Origin of the sequence: Leuconostoc falkenbergense, assembly GCF_045801155.1 — a bacterium.
GTDB classification, from domain to species: Bacteria; Bacillota; Bacilli; order Lactobacillales; family Lactobacillaceae; genus Leuconostoc; species Leuconostoc falkenbergense.
In genome coordinates this window covers 1,975,546-1,993,602 of the sequence record NZ_CP174386.1, presented here as the reverse complement: position 1 = coordinate 1,993,602, position 18,057 = coordinate 1,975,546, and the positions used below count along the sequence as shown (strand labels likewise).

At 41.3% G+C, this 18,057-nt stretch carries 29 protein-coding genes; 27 read left to right on the top strand and 2 right to left on the bottom strand.

The genetic code is table 11. The features are described from left to right. Positions 1–4 precede the first annotated feature (4 nt). From rplV to rplQ, 22 genes are all read left to right on the top strand, one after another. Positions 5–361, top strand: coding sequence for a 50S ribosomal protein L22 (gene rplV, locus ACI3ES_RS10255; protein WP_004911267.1), 357 nt, complete (start codon positions 5–7; stop codon positions 359–361). Beyond that, positions 361–1,032: a 30S ribosomal protein S3 gene (rpsC, locus tag ACI3ES_RS10250; protein WP_004911266.1), complete on the top strand. Its 672-nt coding sequence runs from the start codon at positions 361–363 to the stop codon at positions 1,030–1,032. The genes rplV and rpsC overlap by 1 nt, the downstream gene beginning before the upstream one ends. Before the next feature lie 14 nt (positions 1,033–1,046). Then, complete coding sequence (gene rplP, locus ACI3ES_RS10245) at positions 1,047–1,460, top strand: 50S ribosomal protein L16 (protein WP_002816029.1); 414 nt, start codon at positions 1,047–1,049, stop codon at positions 1,458–1,460. Next, positions 1,460–1,666: a 50S ribosomal protein L29 gene (rpmC, locus tag ACI3ES_RS10240; RefSeq protein ID WP_002816028.1), complete on the top strand. Its 207-nt coding sequence runs from the start codon at positions 1,460–1,462 to the stop codon at positions 1,664–1,666. The genes rplP and rpmC overlap by 1 nt, the downstream gene beginning before the upstream one ends. Before the next feature lie 22 nt (positions 1,667–1,688). Then, a complete protein-coding gene (gene rpsQ / locus ACI3ES_RS10235) occupies positions 1,689–1,955 on the top strand; it encodes a 30S ribosomal protein S17 (protein ID WP_004911259.1) in 267 nt (88 codons plus the stop codon). A 48-nt stretch (positions 1,956–2,003) separates the two neighbouring features. Next, complete coding sequence (gene rplN / locus ACI3ES_RS10230) at positions 2,004–2,372, top strand: 50S ribosomal protein L14 (protein WP_004911257.1); 369 nt, start codon at positions 2,004–2,006, stop codon at positions 2,370–2,372. A 23-nt stretch (positions 2,373–2,395) separates the two neighbouring features. Next, positions 2,396–2,704 (top strand): 50S ribosomal protein L24, encoded by a 309-nt coding sequence (gene rplX, locus ACI3ES_RS10225; protein WP_002816025.1) that lies wholly within the window; start codon positions 2,396–2,398, stop codon positions 2,702–2,704. A gap of 23 nt (positions 2,705–2,727) precedes the next feature. Beyond that, a complete protein-coding gene (gene rplE / locus ACI3ES_RS10220) occupies positions 2,728–3,270 on the top strand; it encodes a 50S ribosomal protein L5 (protein WP_004911253.1) in 543 nt (180 codons plus the stop codon). 133 nt (positions 3,271–3,403) lie between these two features. Then, positions 3,404–3,802: a 30S ribosomal protein S8 gene (gene rpsH, locus ACI3ES_RS10215; RefSeq protein WP_004911251.1), complete on the top strand. Its 399-nt coding sequence runs from the start codon at positions 3,404–3,406 to the stop codon at positions 3,800–3,802. Positions 3,803–3,826: 24 nt separating this feature from the next. Continuing rightward, on the top strand, positions 3,827–4,363 hold the full coding sequence (gene rplF, locus ACI3ES_RS10210) for a 50S ribosomal protein L6 (RefSeq protein ID WP_004911247.1): 537 nt from the start codon (positions 3,827–3,829) through the stop codon (positions 4,361–4,363). A gap of 80 nt (positions 4,364–4,443) precedes the next feature. After that, on the top strand, positions 4,444–4,797 hold the full coding sequence (gene rplR, locus ACI3ES_RS10205) for a 50S ribosomal protein L18 (RefSeq protein ID WP_004911242.1): 354 nt from the start codon (positions 4,444–4,446) through the stop codon (positions 4,795–4,797). A gap of 19 nt (positions 4,798–4,816) precedes the next feature. After that, the gene (gene rpsE / locus ACI3ES_RS10200; RefSeq protein ID WP_004911239.1) at positions 4,817–5,323 is read left to right on the top strand and encodes a 30S ribosomal protein S5; all 507 of its coding nucleotides are present in this window, start codon (positions 4,817–4,819) and stop codon (positions 5,321–5,323) included. Between the two features lie 11 nt (positions 5,324–5,334). After that, entirely contained in the window at positions 5,335–5,517 is a 183-nt protein-coding gene (gene rpmD / locus ACI3ES_RS10195; RefSeq protein WP_004911238.1) for a 50S ribosomal protein L30, read from the top strand. A 29-nt stretch (positions 5,518–5,546) separates the two neighbouring features. Next, the gene (gene rplO, locus ACI3ES_RS10190) at positions 5,547–5,981 is read left to right on the top strand and encodes a 50S ribosomal protein L15 (protein WP_114667416.1); all 435 of its coding nucleotides are present in this window, start codon (positions 5,547–5,549) and stop codon (positions 5,979–5,981) included. Then, positions 5,981–7,315 (top strand): preprotein translocase subunit SecY, encoded by a 1,335-nt coding sequence (gene secY, locus ACI3ES_RS10185; protein WP_407631992.1) that lies wholly within the window; start codon positions 5,981–5,983, stop codon positions 7,313–7,315. The genes rplO and secY overlap by 1 nt, the downstream gene beginning before the upstream one ends. Beyond that, complete coding sequence (locus ACI3ES_RS10180) at positions 7,308–7,871, top strand: adenylate kinase (protein WP_114667415.1); 564 nt, start codon at positions 7,308–7,310, stop codon at positions 7,869–7,871. Before secY ends, ACI3ES_RS10180 begins: the two co-directional genes overlap by 8 nt. Positions 7,872–7,974: 103 nt before the next feature. Beyond that, on the top strand, positions 7,975–8,190 hold the full coding sequence (gene infA, locus ACI3ES_RS10175; RefSeq protein WP_002816015.1) for a translation initiation factor IF-1: 216 nt from the start codon (positions 7,975–7,977) through the stop codon (positions 8,188–8,190). Between the two features lie 45 nt (positions 8,191–8,235). Beyond that, positions 8,236–8,355 (top strand): 50S ribosomal protein L36, encoded by a 120-nt coding sequence (gene rpmJ, locus ACI3ES_RS10170; RefSeq protein WP_002816013.1) that lies wholly within the window; start codon positions 8,236–8,238, stop codon positions 8,353–8,355. Positions 8,356–8,428: 73 nt separating this feature from the next. After that, positions 8,429–8,800, top strand: a complete 372-nt coding sequence (gene rpsM, locus ACI3ES_RS10165) for a 30S ribosomal protein S13 (protein WP_002816010.1) — start codon at positions 8,429–8,431, stop codon at positions 8,798–8,800. 128 nt (positions 8,801–8,928) lie between these two features. Continuing rightward, positions 8,929–9,315, top strand: coding sequence for a 30S ribosomal protein S11 (rpsK, locus tag ACI3ES_RS10160; protein ID WP_004911226.1), 387 nt, complete (start codon positions 8,929–8,931; stop codon positions 9,313–9,315). A 47-nt stretch (positions 9,316–9,362) separates the two neighbouring features. Continuing rightward, positions 9,363–10,307, top strand: coding sequence for a DNA-directed RNA polymerase subunit alpha (locus ACI3ES_RS10155; RefSeq protein WP_004911224.1), 945 nt, complete (start codon positions 9,363–9,365; stop codon positions 10,305–10,307). A gap of 37 nt (positions 10,308–10,344) precedes the next feature. Then, positions 10,345–10,728: a 50S ribosomal protein L17 gene (rplQ, locus tag ACI3ES_RS10150; RefSeq protein ID WP_004911223.1), complete on the top strand. Its 384-nt coding sequence runs from the start codon at positions 10,345–10,347 to the stop codon at positions 10,726–10,728. A 58-nt stretch (positions 10,729–10,786) separates the two neighbouring features. Here rplQ and ACI3ES_RS10145 read toward each other — a convergent pair whose 3' ends face one another. Further along, complete coding sequence (locus tag ACI3ES_RS10145; RefSeq protein ID WP_407631991.1) at positions 10,787–11,785, bottom strand: polyprenyl synthetase family protein; 999 nt, start codon at positions 11,783–11,785, stop codon at positions 10,787–10,789. A 60-nt stretch (positions 11,786–11,845) separates the two neighbouring features. Further along, positions 11,846–13,522: an FAD-dependent oxidoreductase gene (locus ACI3ES_RS10140; RefSeq protein WP_407631990.1), complete on the bottom strand. Its 1,677-nt coding sequence runs from the start codon at positions 13,520–13,522 to the stop codon at positions 11,846–11,848. A 174-nt stretch (positions 13,523–13,696) separates the two neighbouring features. On the opposite strand from ACI3ES_RS10140, the gene ACI3ES_RS10135 reads away from it, so the two are divergent. From ACI3ES_RS10135 to truA, 5 genes are read left to right on the top strand one after another with little or no spacing between them, the layout of a single operon-like run. After that, the gene (locus ACI3ES_RS10135) at positions 13,697–14,515 is read left to right on the top strand and encodes an energy-coupling factor transporter ATPase (protein WP_114667412.1); all 819 of its coding nucleotides are present in this window, start codon (positions 13,697–13,699) and stop codon (positions 14,513–14,515) included. Beyond that, positions 14,491–15,348: an energy-coupling factor transporter ATPase gene (locus ACI3ES_RS10130; RefSeq protein ID WP_114667411.1), complete on the top strand. Its 858-nt coding sequence runs from the start codon at positions 14,491–14,493 to the stop codon at positions 15,346–15,348. Before ACI3ES_RS10135 ends, ACI3ES_RS10130 begins: the two co-directional genes overlap by 25 nt. Then, positions 15,341–16,144, top strand: a complete 804-nt coding sequence (locus tag ACI3ES_RS10125; protein ID WP_004912908.1) for an energy-coupling factor transporter transmembrane protein EcfT — start codon at positions 15,341–15,343, stop codon at positions 16,142–16,144. The genes ACI3ES_RS10130 and ACI3ES_RS10125 overlap by 8 nt, the downstream gene beginning before the upstream one ends. A 1-nt stretch (position 16,145) precedes the next feature. Further along, positions 16,146–17,261 (top strand): enhanced intracellular survival protein Eis, encoded by a 1,116-nt coding sequence (eis, locus tag ACI3ES_RS10120; RefSeq protein ID WP_114667410.1) that lies wholly within the window; start codon positions 16,146–16,148, stop codon positions 17,259–17,261. 24 nt (positions 17,262–17,285) lie between these two features. Next, positions 17,286–18,056, top strand: coding sequence for a tRNA pseudouridine(38-40) synthase TruA (gene truA / locus ACI3ES_RS10115; RefSeq protein ID WP_114667409.1), 771 nt, complete (start codon positions 17,286–17,288; stop codon positions 18,054–18,056). Position 18,057: the final 1 nt, after the last annotated feature.

The window sequence follows — 18,057 nt, the reverse complement described above, 5'->3', positions numbered from 1 at the left end:
AAAAATGGCTGAACAAGTTACATCAGCTCGCGCGACTGCTAAGATCGTTCGCGTTGCCCCACGTAAGGCACGCTTAGTTCTTGACACTATTCGCCGTAAGAGCGTTAACGAAGCATACGCAATTTTGAAGTTCCTACCTAATACTTCTACTGAAGATATTTACAAGGTTTTGAACTCAGCAGTTGCTAATGCTGAAAATAACTTCTCACTAGACAGAGAAGATCTTATTGTGAAGGAAGCCTTCGCGAACGAAGGACCAACGCTAAAGCGTTTCCGTCCACGTGCCAAAGGTTCTGCTTCACCTATCAACAAGCGTACAAGCCACATTACAATTGTGGTTGCTGAGAAGGAGGCAAAGTAATGGGTCAAAAGATTAACCCTACTGGGTTCCGTGTTGGCGTTATTCGCGACTGGGACGCAAAGTGGTTTGCTGACAAGGCTGATTATGCTAACCAACTTCACGAAGACTTGCGTATTCGTAAGTATATCGAAAAGAATTTAGCTGATGCCTCAGTTGATCGCATTGAAATTGAACGTAGCACTAAGTCACGTGTTGACGTTTCAATCCACACTGCCAAGCCTGGAATGGTAATTGGAAAGGGTGGTTCAGAAGTTGAAAAGCTTCGTACTCAATTGGCAAAATTGACAGATAAAGATGAAAAGGGTCGTTCAAAGCGCGTTTTCATTAACATCGTTGAAATCAAGAAGCCTGATTTGAGTGCACATTTGGTTGGACAACAAATTGCTGGTGATTTGGAACGCCGTGTTGCTTTCCGTCGCGCAATGCGTGGTGCTATCCAACGTGCTACTCGTGCCGGTGCAAAGGGTATCAAAGTTATGGTTTCAGGTCGTTTGAATGGTGCAGATATTGCCCGTATCGAACAATATACTGAAGGCACTGTTCCTTTGCATACTTTACGTGCAGACATTGACTACTCATGGGATGAAGCAATGACTGCTTATGGTAACTTGGGTATTAAGACTTGGATTTACCGTGGTGATGTTTTGCCACAAAAGAAAAACAGTAAGTAAGGAGGGAAGCAAACATGTTAGTACCAAAGCGTGTTAAATTCCGTCGTGTACACCGTGGTCACATGCGTGGCGAAGCTAAAGGTGGCAAGACGGTGACATTTGGTGACTTTGGCTTGCAAGCAACAACATCAAGCTGGATCACTAACCGTCAAATTGAAGCTGCTCGTATTGCAATGACACGTTATATGAAGCGTGGTGGTAAGGTTTGGATTAAAATCTTCCCTCACAAGTCATATACATCAAAAGGTGTTGGTGTTCGAATGGGTAATGGTAAGGGTGCTCCCGAAGGATGGGTTGAACCTGTTAAGCGTGGCAAGGTAATGTTTGAAGTGGCAGGTGTTCCTGAAGCAACTGCACGTGAAGCATTGCGTTTGGCACAACATAAGTTGCCTGTACGTACGAAGATTATTGCTCGGGAGGCTGAATAATGGCTAAAGCAAGTGAATTGAAAGAATTGTCACTTGCGGATTTGCAAAAGCGCGAAGCCGAATTCAAGGAAGAATTGTTCAACCTTCGTTTCCAATTGGCTACTGGTCAGTTGGAAAACACGGCGCGTATCGCACAAGTTCGTAAGGACATTGCACGAGTTAAGACAGTTATTCGTGCACAAGAATTGGCAAACGCCAACAAATAAGACGAAAGGAAGAAGCTGAAAAATGAGTGAAGAACGTAATACTCGTAAGGTTTACCAAGGACGCGTTGTTTCAGATAAGATGGACAAGACAATTACTGTTGCTGTTGATACTTATTTAACACACGCCGTCTACGGTAAGCGTGTCAAGTACACAAAGAAGTTCAAGGCCCATGATGAAAACAATAGTGCCAAGCAGGGCGATATTGTTCAAATCATGGAAACACGTCCTTTGTCTGCAACTAAGCACTTCCGTTTGGTTAAGATCGTTGAAGAGGCTGTTATTCTTTAATGTTCGACCCAAAACGTCGTAATTAATTGCTAACAAGGAGGAAGAACCATGATTCAACAAGAGAGTCGTTTAAAAGTGGCTGATAACTCTGGCGCACGTGAAATCTTGACGATTAAAGTGCTCGGTGGTTCAGGCCGTAAGTTTGCAGGTGTTGGCGACATGATCGTTGCAACAGTTAAGCAAGCTATCCCTGGTGGTAACGTAAAGAAGGGTGACGTCGTTAAGGCTGTTATCGTTCGTACTGTATCTGACGTTCGTCGTGCAGATGGCTCATACATTAATTTTGATGAAAATGCCGCTGTTATCGTGAAGGACGACAAATCACCAGTTGGTACGCGTATTTTTGGTCCAGTTGCACGTGAATTACGTGACAACGACTACATGCGTATTGTTTCATTGGCACCAGAAGTGCTCTAATACTGACAAGGAGGAGCCAAATCATGTTTGTAAAAACAGGTGATAAGGTTCGCGTCATTGCCGGCAAAGACAAGGGAAAAGAAGGCACAATCACTAAGACTGTTGCTGGAAAAGATCGCGTCGTTGTCGAAGGCGTGAACATCGTTAAGAAGCATCAAAAGCCTTCTAACGAATATCCACAAGGTGGTGTTATCGATATCGAAGCACCTATCCATGTTTCTAACGTGCAATTGCTTGACCCTTCAACTAACGAACCAACGCGCGTTGGATTCAAAGTGGAAGATGGCAAGAAAGTTCGCGTATCTAAAAAGTCTGGTAACGTACTAGGCTAATATCGAAAGGTGAAATCATTTTCATGGCTAACGCTTTAAAAGAAAAATATGTTAATGAAGTTCAACCTGCTTTGATCGAAAAGTTTAACTTCAAATCATCAATGCAAGCCCCAAAGATTGACAAGATCGTCTTGAACATGGGTGTTGGTGATGCAGTTTCAAACTCAAAGAACTTGGATGAAGCGGTTGAAGAATTGAAGTTGATTGCTGGTCAACAACCAGTTATCACAAAGGCAAAGAAGTCAATCGCTGGTTTCCGTTTGCGTGAAGGTATGTCAATCGGAACTAAGGTAACACTACGTGGTGAACGTATGTATGACTTCTTAGACAAGTTGATCAACATTTCATTGCCTCGTGTTCGTGATTTCCGTGGTGTATCATCAAAGGCTTTTGATGGCCGTGGTAACTACACTTTGGGTATTCGTGAACAATTGATTTTCCCGGAAATCGATTTTGACAAGGTTAACCGTGTTCGCGGTTTGGACATTGTTATTGTTACAACTGCTCAAAACGACGAAGAAGGTCGTGAGTTGTTAACACAATTGGGAATGCCATTTACTAAGTAATTAGTGAATAAAAATGTTGTTACTCTAAATGAGTGACGCGTTTTTAACTGTTATCGACTAAAATAGTCTATAATAGTTAAGAGCGTGTCATTTTGCATGATTACGTTCAAAATTTAAAGGAGGATATCGATAGATGTCTATGACTGATCCAATTGCTGATTTATTGACACGCATTCGTAACGCCAATTTGGCGCATCACGAAGTTGTGGAAATTCCAGCATCAAAAATTAAAAAGAGTATCGCTGAAATCTTGAAATCAGAAGGTTTCATCCGCGATGTGGAGTATATTGATGATAACAAGCAAGGTGTTATCCGTGTATTTCTCAAGTACGGAGAAGACCGTAATCGTGTGATTACTGGTATTAAGCGTATCTCAAAGCCTGGTTTGCGTAAGTATGCCAAGGCTGAAGACTTGCCAAAAGTTTTGAATGGTTTGGGAATTGCTATTATCTCAACTTCTGCCGGTGTGATTACTGACAAAGAAGCTCGTTCAAAGCAAGTTGGTGGCGAAGTGCTCGCCTACGTTTGGTAATATATCTAAGAAAGGAGACTTACCATGAGCCGTATTGGAAACAAAACAATCACATTGCCTGCTGATGTGACTGTATCTCAAGAAGGTGCAGTTGTCACAGTTAAAGGGCCTAAGGGTGAATTGTCACGTGAAATCGTTTCAGCAATCACGATGAATGTTGAAGGAACTGAAGTTTCTTTCACACGTGAAAGTGACGACAACAAGACTAAAGCTTTGCACGGGACTACACGTGCCAACGTTGCAAACATGGTCGAAGGTGTATCTGAAGGTTTCACAAAAACATTGAAGCTTGTTGGTGTTGGTTACCGTGCCGCAAAGTCAGGTTCAAAGTTGACTTTGAGTGTTGGTTATTCTCACCCAGTTGTCTTTGAAGATCGTGAAGCGTTAACTGTTGAAGTACCAGATGCTTTGACAATTAAAATTTCAGGTATTTCAAAACAAAAAGTCGGCGATTTAGCAGCTGAAATTCGTGCCGTTCGTTCACCAGAACCTTATAAAGGTAAAGGTATTCGTTACGAAGGTGAAGTTGTTCGTCGTAAGGAAGGTAAGACCGGTAAGTAATTATTTACTGCTAGTAGTACAAGTTCTGTTAAAAAAATATTTTAAAATGGCATAAGCCATAAGAAAAGGAAAGCACAGCTATGATTTCAAAACCAGATAAGAATAAGCTTCGCGTAAAGCGCCACAAGCGTGTACGTGGAAAAATCTCTGGTACTGCTGCTCGCCCACGTTTGAACGTTTTCCGTTCTAATGCAAACATCTACGCTCAATTAATTGATGACGTAGCGGGTGTAACGCTAGCAAGTGCCTCAAGTCATGATGCCGAAGTAACGGGATCAAAGACTGAACAAGCAGTTAAAGTTGGTGAATTGATCGCCGCACGTGGTAAAGCCGCAAAGGTTGAAGAAGTTGTCTTTGATCGTGGTGGTTATGTTTATCATGGACGTGTTCAAGCACTAGCAGAATCAGCCCGTGAAAACGGTTTGAAGTTCTAAGGAAAGGAGGAATATTAAAATGGTTGAATTCGTTAATCCTAAGTCACTTGGTGAATTAGAAGAGAACGTGGTTGCTATTAACCGTGTCACAAAGGTTGTTAAGGGTGGTCGTCGCTTGCGTTTTGCAGCGTTGGTTGTCGTTGGTGACAAGCAAGGACACGTTGGTTTTGGTACTGGTAAAGCACAAGAAGTTCCTGAAGCTATCCGCAAGGCTATTGAAGATGCTAAGCGTAAGTTGATCACTGTGCCAACAGTTGCTACAACTATTCCTCATGAAGTCCTTGGCGAATGGGGCGGTGGTAAGATTTTGGTCAAGCCAGCCGAAGAAGGATCTGGTGTTGCTGCCGGTGGTGCCGCACGTTCTGTTATGGAACTTGCAGGTATTGCTGATGTGACTGCTAAGTCACTTGGTTCATCAACACCAGTTAACGTTATTCGTGCAACTTTCGATGCGCTAACAAGCTTGAAAGATGCCGAAGAAGTTGCTAAGTTGCGTGGTGTTTCTTTGGAACACTTAGCTGAATAAGGAGCGATAAAATGGCAGATTTGAAAATCACTTTGATTAAGAGTGCGGTTCATCGCTTACCTAAGCAACGCGCGATTGTTAAGTCTCTTGGACTTGGCCGCGTATCTAGTTCAGTGGTGAAGCCTGATAACGAAGCTACACGTGGTGCAATTTTCCATATTGCTCACTTAGTTAACGTTGAAGAAGTTAAGTAATTACACATTAAAATAGGAGGTACCGAAAGATGAATTTGAACGAATTACAACCAGCTGCTGGTTCACGTCACGTGCGTAACCGTGTTGGTCGTGGTACATCATCTGGAAACGGTAAGACATCCGGACGTGGTCAAAAGGGTCAAAAGGCTCGTGGAAAAGTGCGTTTGGGTTTTGAAGGTGGTCAAATGCCTTTGTACCGTCGTATTCCAAAACGTGGATTTACTAACATTTCACGTAAGGAATTTGCAGTTGTGAACTTAGATAAGTTAAACAACTTTGATGATGGCACAGAAATTACACCAGCGCTTTTGATTGAAAACGGTATTGTTAAAAATCAAAAGTCAGGTATTAAGATTTTGGCTGTAGGTCAACTTGAAAAGAAGTTGACTGTGAAGGCACATAAGTTTTCAGCAGCAGCTGTTGCTGCTATTGAACAAGCCGGTGGGTCAACTGAGGTACTTTAATGCTTAGCACGTTATTTAATGCAGTACGTGAAAAAGACATACGCAAAAAGCTGGGATGGACATTTTTGATTTTGTTTGTATACAGAATTGGAACACACATCACTGTGCCAGGGGTTAACCCTGCTGCTATGTCTGATATGGCCAACTCAGGATTGATGAACATTTTGAACATCTTTTCTGGTGGCGGCTTGATGAATTACTCATTGTTTGCTATGGGTGTTTCACCATACGTGACGGCACAAATTGTTGTGCAACTTTTGCAATTAGATATCGTGCCTCGCTTTGTCGAATGGAGTAAGCAAGGTGAAGTTGGTCGGCGAAAGTTGAACAACGCCACACGTTGGTTGACACTTGTGCTTGCTTTTGTTCAATCCGTAGGTATTACAGCAGGATTTAATTCACTGTCTTCTTATGGATTAGTTAGTCAAACAAATAACGTGATGTCTTTTATTGTGATCGGTTCGGTCATGACAATTGGAACGTTTTTTGCGATGTGGCTGGGTGAGATGATCACTGAAAAAGGTCTTGGAAACGGTGTTTCTATGATTATTTTTGCAGGTATTATCGCACAAGCACCAGAAGGTTTGTATGAAATTTTCAAAGAAAATATTTTACAAGCTGGTAATGGTGAGCTGTTAAATGGTTGGGAGTTCATGATTGTGTTGTTAGTAGCAATGATTTTGGTTGTTGCGTTTACAACTTGGTCATATGAAGGAACCCGCCGTTTGCAAATGCAGTACACACGTTCGGCTACTTCGTATGGTAGTGAAGCGTATTTACCTTTGAAAGTCAATGTTTCAGGTGTTATTCCTGTCATCTTTGCCTCATCATTTATTAGCACGCCGCAAACAGTGTTGTTGGCCTTTCAGGATAAATATGCTTCTGCTCAATGGTATCAAGTTATGCAACAAATATTTAGCATGACAACATTACCAGGGGCGATACTTTACACTGTATTAATTGTTATTTTCACTTATTTTTACGCATTTGTTCAAGTTAACCCTGAAAAATTAGCTGAAAACTTACAGAAACAAGGGGCTTACATTGTTGGTGTGCGTCCTGGTGATCAAACGAAAGCTTTTGTCTCAAAACTCCTATTAAATCTGAGCTTTGTCGGTTCAATTTTCTTAGGTGTTGTTGCATTAGTACCATTGATCGCATCTGATGTGTGGGGATTGAACGAAAAAATCGGTTTAGGTGGCACAAGCCTGTTGATTTCAATAGGTGTTGCCTTGGACTTAATTCGTCAAATCGATGGTTTAATGCAGAAAAAAAATTATGTTGGCTTTATTACAAAAGATCAATTAGCAGCTCGGGAGGCAATCAATGGCTAAGAATTTGATTTTATTGGGATTACCTGGTGCCGGAAAAGGTACACAGGCAGACTTCATCGTGAAGGACTATCCTGTGGTTCATATTAGTACTGGAGATATTTTCCGTGCTAATTTGGCCAACAACACAGAATTAGGTCAAAAAGCTCGTGAGTTCATGGATGCTGGTGACTTAGTTCCCGATGAAATTACTAACGCTATGGTTGCTGACCGTTTAAATCAAAGTGATGTTGAAGCTGGCTTTATGCTTGACGGATATCCTCGTAATGAAGCACAGGCTGAATTTTTGGATAGCTATCTGTCTAATAACAATAAGTCCGTTTCTGCAACATTATACTTTGAAGTTTCCGACTCATTATTGCGTCAACGTCTTTTGGGACGCGGACGCGCAGATGATACGCCCGAGGTAATTGATAACCGCTTAGCCGTTAATAAAGCGGCCAACTTGCCTTTGGTAGATTATTACCAACGTGCTGGTGTTTTGTACACCATCGATGGCGGTCGCCAACTTGCTGACGTGTATCGTGATGTTAAGGAAGTTTTAGATAATTTGGATTAATTATCTAAAATGTCATTGAGAAATACCATTATTTCTGGTATAATTTGATAGGTTAGGCACTTATCAACAATGTAGAACATGATAAGCACAGGAGGTTGAGTGCGTGGCCAATGATGTCATTGAAATTGAAGGTAAAGTGAAAGAAACTTTACCAAATGCGATGTTCCAAGTAGAACTCGAAAATGGTGCTGTGATTTTGGCACATGTTTCTGGAAAAATTCGTAAGAATTTTATCAGAATATTGCCAGGTGATCGCGTCACTGTTGAAATGTCACCATACGACTTAACTAAGGGTCGTATTACTTATCGTTTCCGATAAGGAAAGATTTGGAATAATCAGTTAACCGAATAGGAGGAATAGATTATGAAAGTACGCCCATCAGTTAAAAAGATGTGTGATGCTTGCCGCGTTATCAAGCGCAATGGTCGCACAATGATCATCTGCTCTGCTAACCCAAAGCACAAGCAACGCGCTGGTAAGTAATTACCACGCATTAATTATTGATTGAATAAGGACATAATTGTCGTTTTCAAAATACTAAAGGAGGTAAATTGTTATGGCTCGTATTGCAGGTATTGATTTGCCACGTGACAAGCGAATTGTCATTGGCTTAACATACATCTACGGAATCGGTAATACTACTGCACAAAAGGTTTTGGCTGAAGCTGGTGTGTCTGAAGACGTTCGCGTTCGCGATTTGACATCAGACCAAGAAGACGCTATCCGTGCAACAGTTGACAAGTTGAACTTGCAACTTGAAGGTGACTTGCGTCGTAAGGTATCTCTTGATATCAAATCGTTGCAAGAAATCGCTTCGTACCGTGGCATTCGTCATCGTAAGGGCTTGCCAGTTCGTGGACAAAACACGAAAAACAACGCTCGTACACGTAAAGGCCCAGCTAAAGCAATTGCTGGTAAGAAAAAGTAATTCACTTTTTCTGGTTGTATCCTCATCGATACGGCACATGATTATCGCAACCATAGTTGCGTAATGTTGGTTAATATATTTGTTAACCCGAGAAATTATATATAAAGTATTGAAAAGGAGGCAAACAAATGGCAGGTCGTACAACGCGTAAGCGTCGTGTAAAGAAGAATATTGAATCTGGTGTGGCTCACATCCATTCAACATTCAACAACACCATCGTCATGATTACAGATGTTCAAGGTAACGCAGTTGCTTGGTCATCTGCTGGTGCACTTGGCTTCAAAGGAAGTCGTAAGTCGACACCGTTCGCTGCACAAATGGCAGCAGAAGCTGCAGCAAAAGGTGCCATGGAAATGAACATGCGCACAGTTGCAGTAACTGTTAAAGGCCCAGGTTCTGGTCGTGAATCAGCAATCCGTGCTTTGGCAGCAGCGGGCTTGGAAGTAACATCTATTAAAGATGTGACACCAGTTCCCCACAACGGATCACGCCCACCAAAGCGTCGTCGTGTTTAATTGAATTTCATTGCTCTTGCTGTGAAAGAAGGGGTAAGAATTTACAGATGATTGAATTTGAAAAGCCAAATATTCATAACATCGAAGAGGATGCCCGCTATGGCAAGTTTGTCATAGAGCCTCTTGAACGAGGATATGGAACGACATTAGGTAACTCTTTGCGTCGTATCTTATTATCCTCGCTTCCAGGCGCAGCCGTTAACACGGTACAGATTGACGGCGTAGTTCACGAGTTTTCAACTGTGGACGGCGTAGTTGAAGATGTCACACAAATTATCTTAAATCTTAAGAAAGTTGTGTTGGCGATTGATTCTGATGATGAGCGATCTCTTGAAATTGATGTTCAAGGGCCAGCAGATGTGACAGCTGCAGATTTGCAGGGTGGCGCAGATGTTGAAGTGCTTAATCCAGATTTGCATATCGCTACTGTGGCAGCAGGTAAGTCATTGCATATGACAGTCACGGCAGTTAAAGGTCGTGGATATACATCAGCCGATGAGAACAAAAAATTGCGCGATGAAATGCCTATCGGTGTTTTGGCGGTTGATTCAATTTATACACCAATTGAACGTGTTAACTATCAAGTAGAAAATACGCGTGTTGGTGCACGTGACGATTATGATAAGCTCACATTTGATATTTGGACAAATGGTTCCATCAAACCTAGTGATGCGCTCAGCTTAGGTGCTAAAATCTTAGCAGAGCATTTGAACTTGTTTATGGACATCTCACCAGTAGCTGCAGAAGCCAGCGTTATGGTTGAGGCAGAGCCAGTTGCAGTTAGTGCATCTGATTCCGCACCAATTGAGGATTTGGATTTGTCTGTTCGTTCTTATAATTGTCTCAAACGGGCCGGTATCAACACCATCGTGGAGTTGACAGATCGCACTGAAGCCGACATGATGAAGGTGCGTAATCTCGGTCGGAAATCACTTGACGAAATCCAAGAAAAGCTCACAGAAATGAACTTGGGATTCCGCAAGGAAGATTAACACATGTCTTTAAACTACTAAAAAGGAGGATTCACCAATGCCATATCGTAAATTGGGTCGTACGTCTTCACAACGTAAGGCAATGTTACGTGACTTGACTACTGATCTTTTGATTAATGGTCGTATTACGACAACAGAAGCTCGCGCCAAAGAAGTACGTAAGACAACTGATAAGATGATTACATTAGGTAAGCGTGGTGACTTGAATGCTCGTCGTCAAGCCGCTGCCTTTGTCCGCAACGAAGTTGCAGATGTTATCGAAGATGGTGACAATGTTAAAGTTCAATCAGCTTTGCAAAAGCTTTTTGATGATGTTGCCCCTCGCTTTGCCGAACGTAATGGTGGTTATACACGGATTCTCAAGACTGTCCAACGTCGTGGCGACGCCGCTCAATTGGTCATCTTGGAGCTCGTTGATTAATCAATTGTAACAAAAAACACTCGAAGTATTTTGATACTTCGAGTGTTTTTTGTACACATCAATATTGACGATTTAACAAGATATTACTTAATTGTTCGATCTGGGTCTTAATATTTTGTTGCGGTAACTGATCTATCAATAGATTTAGTTCATCGTTATACTTAACTAACAGTGAATTAAGACGGGTCATTGCTGAACTTTCATCTACAATGGTATGCACACGATTAAGTTGATCATCAGAAATCTCATCTCGAAGTTCAAGAAGGCTGATTAGTTCGTCATGGATTGTGACTTCTTCTAGAGCGAATAAAATGGGTGCCGTATAAATACCATTCCTAATATCTTGCCCAATTGGTTTTCCTAGTGCTAAGTTCTTTGATAATGCCTCAAAGTCAAGGTAATCATCTAATAGTTGAAAGACAATACCAAGCGTTTCACCAATCTGAGGAGCGATTTGTTTGAGTTTGGGATCATCTATACGATCACTACTGATACCGAACATGACGCTTAACTTAAATAGTGCTGCAGTTTTACCACTGATTTGTGAAATATAGCTTGGGAATGTAACATCAGTATGATAACGATTCTGTTTTTGTGTGAGTTCCCCTAGCAAAATATCTTGAAGTGCGCTTAAGGCAAGTTTGTCTGCGCCAGTATCATCGGCTTCACTCAAAAGTGAAAACATGCCCGTCAACAAATAATCACCTGCATAAACAGCGGTGTCTTTGCCAAATTGTGATTGGATACTTTCAAAACCACGTCGAAGTTTCGATTCGTCAATAATATCATCATGAATTAACGTTGCGAGATGTAACAATTCAACACTCGCACCAAGAGCGATAGCTTTCTTGTTATAAGGTTGTGCAGTTAATTCAGAAAATAAGAGCGTCAAAGCCGGTCGTACAAGTTTGCCGGCGTTTAATTGTGAACGAATGGCATTGTCAATTTCTGAAAAACCAATTTGCCAGCTGTTTGACATTTTGGTTAATACTGCTTGTAATGGTTCGTTAAGTTCTGGGAAAGAATCCCATATAGTTGGAAGGGATGGCGTTGCCATGGAAATCTCTTTTCATTAATATGTACAAAGTGCGAGAACGTGGATTCTCGCACTTTATTATTATAACTTATTTTCAAGTTCATTATATGTTGATTTGGCTTTTCCGTACCAAAGACCACCAAAAATCTTTTGTAAGAATGGTACAACGTAGAAATCAAGACCAAATCCACGACCAGAACCGTTCATAACTGCTAAACTACTCAAAATAATAAACCAGTGTGTCATGTCAAATCCGTTTGTAGACCAAGCAACAATTGTTAGGACAATTGATAGAAGTCCCAATGGCCAAGTTAGCAAACCAAGGAAAAGACCAGCACCAGTAATGATTTCTAAGAAGCTAGCAAAGCCGTGTTGCCAGAATAGGTCATTGAGGCTACCAATATTGCCCAATGCTGCCAGAATCCAGAAAACACCAAGGAACAAGCGGAGTGGTGTTGACCAGAGCACGTTTCCTAGTCTTGATATGCTGCCCTTGAAAGGATTACGACAATTTTCTGTTCGGAAGAATTCATCCATCAAATAGTGGAAAATAGAATAAGCGGAGCGAATCTGCGAGTAGAAGAATAAATTGATGCCATGTTTGGCAATACTTGCAAAAAATCCTGAGAAATTCAATCCCATGAGACTTGCAACGGTATAGTGTGAACCGATTGAAACAGCGAAGCCATGATATTTAACAGCTTCGGCAAAACTTTTTGATTTACCAAAACCTAAGTCTGCAAGAATGTTAGCAGCAGCAGCGCGTGCAGCACTTTCAGCACCCTCAACTGTTTGTGGTACAGGACCAGTTTTGTCATCTACGTATGATAGTGTGTCACCGGCAACGTAGATGTCTTTTTCGGGTGTATCATCATCTTTAGTTGCATGCATGTAGTCATCTGCTTCAATACGACCACCGCGGCCATACTTGAAGCCCCAATCAGAGATGAATGATTTTGCCTTAACACCAGCAGTCCAAATCAGTGATTTCGTTGGCAAAGTTGAGCCATCAGCAAATACGACACCATCTTCAGTCACACCAGTGACACGGGCACCTAAGCGAATGTCAACACCATTATTTTCCATGTACTTAAAGGCTTTGTCCGCTAATTTACGATCCTTAAGCATGTTCAAAATTGATGGTGAAGCTTCAAGTAAGACTAACTTAATTTCACTTTCGGATAATTTATAAGTTTGTGCTAATACTTTGCGTTGTTCAATAAACTCACCCATTAATTCGGCGCCAGTGAAACCAGAACCGACAACGGCGATAGTTAGCATTTGTTCGCGCTTAGCGGGATCAAGTTCGGCAGCGCCTTGACCAATTGTGTGTTCAATGTGCGAACGAATTGCCAAAGATTCTTCCATTGACCATAATTCAAAACCATGTTCCTTGACACCGGGAGTACCGAAATCATTGGATTGACCACCAACAGCTAATACTAACTTTTCATAAGGAATATCACCCTCAGTCGTTGAAACAGTTTTTGCATTTTTATCGATACCGTTTACTTCAGCTGTGAGCAATTTAACATTCTTATTTTGATAGAAAAGATGTTCTAAGTCTTCTTGTACGTGCTTGGGTTTAACACGTTGTGATGCCACCTCATGCAATTCAGTCATATAAGTAAAATATGAATGTTTATCAATGAGGATAATGTTGTAATCCTTGTGCCCTTTCAATTTCTTAGATAGTGTTTTAGCTGCAAAAACACCACCAAATCCGGCACCAACGATGACAATATTTTTTTCTGTCATGAAATACTCCCTTTGTGAAATTTCTAATTTATTAGTATTTTACTCTTTTTAGTATAGACTAGTTTAGCTTAATTTACTAGGTTTATGAGATAATTTCTTTGTGAATTACATTGTTTAAATACAGGCCAGGGCGTAAACTATTTTTGGTAGGAAAATGTGGTAAAATATAGAATAATGACTCAAGCAATTACAATTAACAATTTAACTTATCAATATGATGATCTCGAACTTTTTGATGGTTTCAATTTATCAATTGAAGCCGGTGAATGGGTGGCGCTGGTCGGTCATAATGGTTCGGGCAAATCAACCTTGGCAAAATTAATTGTTGGCTTAATAGTTGCCAACGGTGGTGATATTGATGTCTTTGGTAAACGCCTCACGGTGGATAGTGTCAACGATATTCGTGCCCAAATCGGAATGGTGTTTCAAAATCCGGATAATCAATTCGTTGGGGCAACAGTTGCTGATGACGTCGCATTTGGTTTGGAGAATATTGAGTTGCCAAGTAATGAAATGCCACAGAGAATTGATGAAGCTCTTCATACTGTTGGCATGGAAAATTTCAAAGAACGTGAACCACATACTTTATCAGGTGGGCAAAAGCAACGTGTGGCTTTGGCAAGTGTTTTAGCGTTAGGGCCAAAGATTATTATTCTTGATGAAGCGACTGCTATGTTGGACCCAGAAGGACGCGCTTCCATCATGACGACACTTCAAAATTTAAAGGCACAATTTGGTTCAGAATTGACATTGATTACAATTACGCATGATATGGACGAGGCTGCGTTGGCGGATCGCATCGTCGTTATTAATGATGGACGATTGATTATAGATGGTAACCCAGATGATGTATTTTCAAAATCACAAACGATGCATGATAATGGATTAGAGTTGCCATTTGCGGGTGAACTAACAGCGCGGTTGACCGTTAAACCAAAAAAATATTTGGATGAGAGAGAATTAATACATTGGCTATCACCTTCGAACAAGTAAATTTTAGTTATGGTGCCGGCACAACTCTGGCCAATCCTATTTTGCACGATATCAATATTACGATTGCTGACCACCAAGTGACTGCTATCATTGGGCAAACTGGTTCTGGTAAGTCCACATTGATTCAACATTTAAACGGTTTGTTAAAACCGACAACGGGTCAAGTCACTGTCGATGATTTAATTGTGACAAACGCCACTAAAGAAAAGCAATTAACTAAATTGCGAGCAAAAGTTGGCATGGTGTTTCAATTTCCCGAAAATCAATTATTTGCAAACACCGTTTTGGAAGATGTGATGTATGGACCATTGAACTTTGGGTATCAAACTGATGAAGCTAAACAGTCCGCACAATCAGCTTTAAAAATGGTAAATGTGGCCGAAAATTTGTGGCAAAAGTCGCCCTTTGAATTATCGGGTGGTCAAATGCGCCGTGTTGCAATGGCTGGTGCTTTGGCTAGTAATCCAGATATTGTTGTCATGGACGAACCAGCCGCTGGCTTGGATCCCAAAGGACAAGCTGAACTACTTGAATTGGTGGCCAATCTAAGACAGTCAGGGAAATTAGTTGTTTTCATTTCGCATCAAATGGATCATGTTGTATCAGTTGCTGATCAAGTGATTGTTATGCAGGATGGTCATGTTGCGGCGCAAGGAACCCCGGCTGATGTATTTAATCGCGACATTGACTGGTTTAAAAGTGTGAATTTGGACTTGCCACGTGCCGGCCAATTTGCCGAGCAATTACGAGCTAACGGTGTCTCACTCAGTCGGCGACCATTAACTTTAACTGAATTGGCAACCATGTTAAATGAGGAACACAAGCATGAATAATATTATGATTGGTCGTTTTGTGCCGGGATCTTCTTGGGTACACCGATTAGATCCACGAACAAAAATGATTGTAACTTTTGTGTTCATTTTTGTGATGTTATTTGCATCATCATGGGCTACCTATGCGTTATCAGCAGCTTTTGTAATTTTAGCAATACGATTAACGCAACAGCCTTTCAAGCTCTATTGGGATGGATTAAAACCCATTTTTTGGCTGATTTTGTTTACTGTCGTTTTGCAATTGTTTTTGACGCCGGGAACGCCTGTTGTGTTCCATGTTGGACCCCTTCAAGTGACATGGCCGGGTATTTTAAATGCTATTTACGTTATGATTCGGTTTACATTGATTATTTTGATGTCAACTATTATGACCTTAAGTACACCACCAACTAGCATTGCTAACGCATTAGAATCATTGTTGGCACCACTTAATAAAATCCATGTGCCAGTGGCGGAGTTAGCGTTGATGTTGTCAATTGCATTACGCTTTGTACCACTTTTAATGGATGAAACACAAAAAATTATGAATGCACAAAAATCTCGAGGCATGAGTTTTTCAACTGGTGGGCCAATCAAACGTGCTCGTGCTATTGTACCACTCCTGATTCCTTTATTTGTAGGTGCCTTACAGCGGGCCCTTGACCTTGCCAATGCAATGGAAATTCGTGGTTTTAAGGACGCAGCATCACGAACAAAGTATCGTGTTTTGTTGTATGGCAGACAGGATGTTGTAGCATTTATCGGTACGCTGATTTTCGTTTTAATTTTCATTGGTATCAAGATAAGCGGGGTTTGATATGATTACAACAGTTGCCATCACACCATCGAACTTTGAACAAATTCTTGCTCTGGACGCGGATGCTTTTGGCTATCCATTGGGGACTAAGACAACGTATCGTCGTGAGCTTGTTAAGAACGCGACGGTTTATGGCGATATTAATGATGACACTATCACTAGTCAAGTGTTCGCGTTACCATTGCATGTTAAGCTCAATGCAGCAACTGTTAAAATGGTTGGCATTGGAAATGTTGCGTCATATCCTGAAGTGCGTGGCAATGGGGCAATCCGTCGCATTATGACACAAATTCAGTCAGATGCTTATGAAGATGGCGCTATATTGTCCTATTTAGCGCCGTTTTCGTATCGATTTTATCGTCAATTTGGCTATGAATGGCTATTCGATCAAAAACAGTATACTTGGGACGCTGATACGGTCCCAGCAGGGGCCAAAACAACACCGGTTAAGCGAGTATCATTTGATGAAGCGTTACCCACAATGAAAGCAATTATCGGGCAGCACCCAGATTTCCAATTTGGTGCTTTAGCGCGAGATGACTGGTGGTGGCGGTTTCGCTACACAGTACGCCTCTCTGATTTGAAAATTGCTACAACTGAAAATGGTTACATGATGTATCGTTTTGAAGGTGATAAGCTAATCATACAGGAATTAGTGACGCTTACTCATGATGCTGAACTGGCATTGTGGCGTTTTATTAGTAGTCGAGCAGGCACATTCAAGCAATTTCAACTAACGGACGGGCAAACTCGTGATTGGCGTGATTTATCTGCAGAACCAATGGCAGTAAAGATACAACAACAGGCAGGTATGATGGTACGCATTGTCAATATAGCTGCGTTATTAAAGATACTTGCCTTACCAGTTGAAATGGTCATTGATGTTACTGATGGTTTTGAACAAAACGCCGGTCGTTGGCAAATGAATGGTGAGAAATCAACCGCAATCGCCCAATTGAGTGGTACGGTTCAAGCATGGACAAAAGTTCTATTGCATGCGCGTCGTGCTGAAATGCTGTTACAAACTGGTGAATTGCATGGCGATATAAAATCAGCCCGCAGATTAGATCAGGTCATTGATTTCAGTCAACGACCTGTTTTAGCAGATTATTTTTGAAACAGATAGAGGTAAAAATACAGTATGCCACGTTATAAAGCAATTGTTGCCTACGATGGCACAGATTTTTTTGGATTTCAACTTCAAACAAAAAACGGCGTTGAGTCAGCTCGTACCGTGCAAGGTGAACTTAACAAAGTGGTTAACCAAATGGCTAAAAAGCCTCAACCACCCATTAAAGTGGTTGGCGCATCACGAACAGACACGGGCGTACATGCATTTGGACAAGTCGTGCATTTTGATTTTCCTTATGATATTGCATCGGATAATTTCCGCAAGGGGTTGAATACCTTGTTGCCTCGCGATATTCTGGTTAAATCTGTGACACGCGTGTCTGATGATTTTCATGCACGATTTAATACGCATGCCAAGCGTTATATTTATCGGATTTCAACGTTAGATTACATAGATCCGTTCAAGCGGCATTATACTGGACATTTTCATTGGCATTTAGATGTTGAGCGTATGAAATTAGCGTTACCTGATTTCCTGGGTGAACATGATTTTGCCAGTTTTGCCGCTTCTGGTAACGAGACGGCTACCACCGTGCGCCGAATTACACGCGTTGAATTAACTGAAAAAGCTGAAGAACATGAACTGGTTTTGGTCTTTGAGGGTAATGCCTTCTTATATAATCAGATTCGAATTATGGTTGGCGTTTTGCTAGAAATTGGCACTGGACGACGACCGGTTCATGATATTCAAAGATTAATTGCGGTTAAGGATCGGGAACAAGCGCGTTTTACAGCACCGGCCAGCGGTTTATATTTGGATGAAATTTCTTATAATGACTAAA